This window comes from Bacillus luti (assembly GCF_001884105.1).
Classification (GTDB): domain Bacteria; phylum Bacillota; class Bacilli; order Bacillales; family Bacillaceae_G; genus Bacillus_A; species Bacillus_A luti.
In genome coordinates this window covers 1-4,242 of sequence record NZ_MACI01000019.1, presented here as the reverse complement: position 1 = coordinate 4,242, position 4,242 = coordinate 1, and the positions used below count along the sequence as shown (strand labels likewise).

General features: G+C 32.8%; 3 protein-coding genes. 2 read left to right on the top strand and 1 reads right to left on the bottom strand.

The genetic code is table 11. The features are described from left to right. Window positions 1-923: 923 nt before the first annotated feature. Together cuyB and BAQ48_RS05455 are read left to right on the top strand one after the other, a co-directional pair. The gene (cuyB, locus tag BAQ48_RS05460) at window positions 924-1,628 is read left to right on the top strand and encodes a cysteate racemase (RefSeq protein WP_071710314.1); all 705 of its coding nucleotides are present in this window, start codon (window positions 924-926) and stop codon (window positions 1,626-1,628) included. Window positions 1,629-1,752: 124 nt separating this feature from the next. Further along, window positions 1,753-2,622 carry a LysR family transcriptional regulator gene (locus BAQ48_RS05455; RefSeq protein ID WP_071710313.1) on the top strand — a complete coding sequence of 290 codons (870 nt, stop codon included), beginning with the start codon at window positions 1,753-1,755 and terminating at the stop codon, window positions 2,620-2,622. Window positions 2,623-3,329: 707 nt separating this feature from the next. On the opposite strand, the gene BAQ48_RS28385 is transcribed toward BAQ48_RS05455, so the two are convergent. After that, window positions 3,330-3,446: a hypothetical protein gene (locus tag BAQ48_RS28385; RefSeq protein ID WP_278248812.1), complete on the bottom strand. Its 117-nt coding sequence runs from the start codon at window positions 3,444-3,446 to the stop codon at window positions 3,330-3,332. Window positions 3,447-4,242: the final 796 nt, after the last annotated feature.

The window sequence follows — 4,242 nt, the reverse complement described above, 5'->3', positions numbered from 1 at the left end:
CGCCAAGCAACTTTAAGACGAGTCAGAATGACTCGTCTTTTTTGTGTTTTATAAAATAAGCTCGTGATTAATATAGTACTCTATGAGTACATTCATCTAGCAGGAAACAGCTTTATGGGCACTTTCTCCCAGTAATCGCATATTTGTCTGCGATGCTCTGTATGAACACGAGGTGTACTGTAATCTTCTTTTAGAACAATTCAGTGAAGAATATCGCTACATCTAATGTACTGCATAGTTGAGTGAGAGTGGCAAGATGCGACGTCTCGAATAAGCCAGGCAGATAGTGAGACAATGAAATATCTTTTCCGAACTTATGAGGGATTTTAAGAGATAAACTACGGTACAATCCTTGAGCAGAGAGTTGCAATTGCTCGTATAATAAAACATCCCCCCAAAACGCCTCCTTATCAATGATTTTACTAAAAGGATAGCGTTTTTTTCGTTATATAGGAGATGTGTATTCAAATTAACCTGATAGGCATGTGAAAGGATTCCTTGAATCGAATTCGTGTTCCTAAGACAACAGGACCTTGGCATTTTTCGTATTACCAAGATGTACTTTATAGTCATGAACAGACGCGGTAAATGAGTCGATTTCAGTTTTTTGTATATTAGTTAGAATCGAATTTAATAATTTTAATACTGGACCAGGCCGAAGGGGTGATTTGCCTGTAACCCACCAATCAGAATTAGATGAAGTTCTTTTTGGCTGTACGTATCGATAAGCTTTCTACTCGTATACCAGTTATTAACCAGCATATATACTGGCCCATTACTTGTTAGATATTAAAATTCTTTTATATATTAGTTATCAATACATATTTTCTATTGTTGTATAGATTCCTTCTATAATTCATCTCTTAAAAAAGAACTTATAATGAAGTCAATCATTCAAAATATGTTTAAAAGTGGTGAATAAAATGCAAAGAGTTGTTGGGATTATTGGGGGCATGGGGCCTTTGGCGACTGTTGATTTAATGAATAAAATTATTTCTTACACACCTGCAATGAAAGACCAAGACCATATCCATATCATTGCAGACAACTATTCTCAAATACCTGATCGGACAACGGCTATTTTGGGAAAGGGAATAGATCCGACCCCTTACATTGTACAATCAGCGCAGCGACTGCAAAACGCTGGTGCAGATTTTCTTGTTATTGCGTGTAATACCGCTCATTTTTTCTATAAAGCAGTTAAAAGGTCTGTTAATATTCCAATCTTGCATATGCCTTTAGAAACGGCTCGTTTTGTGCAAGAAAATAATTTTAGAAAAGTAGGTTTGTTGGCTACGGATGGGACGGTTAAGACAGAACTATACCAAAACAGTTGTCAAAATTACAGGATTGATGTCATTGAGCCTGATAAAGAAATGCAAAAAAAAGTGATGGAAGGAATATATGCTATTAAAAGTGGGGATTTAAAAACAGGGTGTTTACATCTTTCGATGGTTGCTGATAAATTGAAAGAGAGCGGGGCTGAGGCTATTATAGCAGGTTGTACAGAGGTTCCTCTTGTATTGAAATCATCCAAAAATATTTGTGCCATTGATCCAACAGAAATTGTGGCAAAAGTGGTTATTAAAATAGCTAATAAAACAGAGAAAGAACTAATAAAAGTGTAATTTAGAAGTTAAGAATGTGGCAGAAGTGTTGCATTCTTATTTTATGGATGTTTGATACATATGATTTTACGTGTACATGTTATAGTTAATTATAATAGGGAGCTAAAGTAAGGAGTGTTTAGACATGAATATCGAAAATATTGAAGCTTTTATATATGTTTGTCAACTTGGTAGTTTCAATAAAGCTGCCGAAGCTCTTTATTTAACCCGACCTTCTGTAACAGCACGTATCCAATCACTTGAACGTGAAATTAATATAAAGCTTTTTCATCGAAATGGTAATAAGATTTCTTTAACTGAAAAAGGAGAGTATTTTTTCCCACATGCACAAAAAATTTTGCAATCTTACCAGGAAGCTAAGTATGGTTTGCAACAAGTAACAATTCCATATGACTTGGTAATTGGGAGTGCTTTATCAATATCTAATAATATCCTCCCTGAAATTTTACCTGGTTTTAAATCTGAATTTAAGGATGTTAGAATAAAAATTGTAACTGGTCATTCACAAGACATCCTACAGAAGGTTATTAATAAAGAAGTTGACTTTGGCATCGTACGAACAGAAACATATCCTCAAGTAGAATCAATTCGTCTTTATAATGACCCTATCGGCCTTTTTGTACCTCGAAATCATATATTTTTAAAAGAAGAAAAAGTAACCATAGAACATGTAAGTAAACAACCTCTTATCTTCTTTGATTATGGATCAATGGATTGGCTCATGATTCATCGGCTATTTTCAAGTAATGATGTAAGCCCGAATATATCTTTAGAAGTAGATAATATGGAAACAGCGAAAAATTTAGTGATACAAGGGATGGGCATTAGCTTCTTACCTGAACATTGTGTCAAACAAGAATTAGAAAATGGAGAATTGATCCGAGTGGAAATGACGCCTCCAGTGAAAATTAATATTAGTATTGATTTTATCTATTTAAAAGGCAGACCAAAATCTGTTTTTATTGACTTTTTAAAAGAGAAGATGTGTAAATAAAACAAACTGATTGGTATATCAATCAGTTTGTTTTTGTTATGGAGTTGATAGGTATAGGATGTTTTATGTGTATTGGTTTCTTACTTATTATGTATTCTTAGGTTCTTAGATAGAAAAAATTAATTTATGATTTTGTATATATGTCAAAACGGAAGATATATAAATTAATTAAAATATATAGTAGTACTAGAAACAATGTTTGTTAGTAACTTAATTCCCTCTTCTAGCAATAAAATGTGAATATAGATATAGGATAAACATTCTTAAATGCTATGAGAAGTGATACAACGCGAGAAGAGAACGAGTGTTCCGTGTGGGTACGTTAAGTACACTCAATCGATTGAGGTACGTATTTTTAATCCGGTATATGTGTTTAAAAAAGAAATACTATTACTCGGTTTAGATTTCGGAGTATAACTTATTTGTACATCTTAAGTGTTTGTTGAGAGGATATAGTGGCTATTATCAGAGGTTTATTAACACTCAGTAATACCGAATGGATGATACTAAAGGTGAAAGAGATATAAGGTCTATATTTCGATTTGAATATCGGTTTAATAGTATGTGGTTTATAGGAATCTATAGAGAGATTCCTGCTGCTAGCATTGCCACTATAAAGAGAGGATGAATTTTATCGTAAACATAGAAATATCATCGATGCTTAAATATCTTTAACCTTTTCACAAGCTTAAGGCTATAACTCCAGTTCAAGCTATTACAGGAAGAATAATGAAAAAAGAAAAATCAGACGCAGTTTTATAATTTACTTTCATTAATAAGGACACAAGAACAGTAGGATTAGCTCTAGAGGAGTCAGGATATATTGCTAAGCATTGAAATAATCCAATTGTTAATGCTAGACGGGGATTGTCTCTATCCTTTTTACTTCTGCAAAGATTATAAGAATTGTTCCAGCTACAAGTTTAATCATGATAGTATATGTCTGAAATAAGTATGTTTTATTAACATCATGTAGTAGTAAATCAGTGTTAAGAGCAGTGAACCTTCTGGGTGGCCTGAATAATAATTACTTATAATAAAGCCAATGCGTGATACAGGCATATTTAGTAGATGTATTAGTGTGTTTCTATATATTTACGAGTAAACAGATAAACAACTATTACTTCATATGGGGAGAACTCTATAACTAGAGTAGTACATGAGTTTATTATGGATTTTTGTATCGTTGTCTGTTATAAGAATATGTATATCTTCAATTGCTTTTAATAGAGTGCATGATAAACAAAGAGGTACTACGGAGTGTAGTAACTTTTTAATTACATACTAGTAGTTATTAAAATAAAGTTGTTAGTTGCGCTGGGGAAAACGTCCGTATAAATTAAATCTAGGGTTAAACTAACTTGAATATATTTTGGGAGTAGAAGAGAGTTTTCTGGTAATGTAATCTTTATAGGTTCTTATCTAGATTAGAGAGTGTAAAAATATTAACTTAAATATCTTTATAAAAAGGTATTGACGATTGTACTTTAGAGGTGTAATATAGAACAAGTCGCCGATGCAATAACGCAAAGCGCGATAAACGAAATGAAAAACTTAGTTGACATTAACTAACGAAGATGTTAACATAAGGAAGTCGCAAATGAGCGACCAAGTAGTTCT

Excerpts from the sequence above, each read along its gene's own strand:
- cuyB (WP_071710314.1), top strand. The coding sequence starts at position 924 with ATGCAAAGAGTTGTTGGGATTATTGGGGGCATGGGGCCTTTGGCGACT.
- BAQ48_RS05455 (WP_071710313.1), top strand. The coding sequence starts at position 1,753 with ATGAATATCGAAAATATTGAAGCTTTTATATATGTTTGTCAACTTGGT.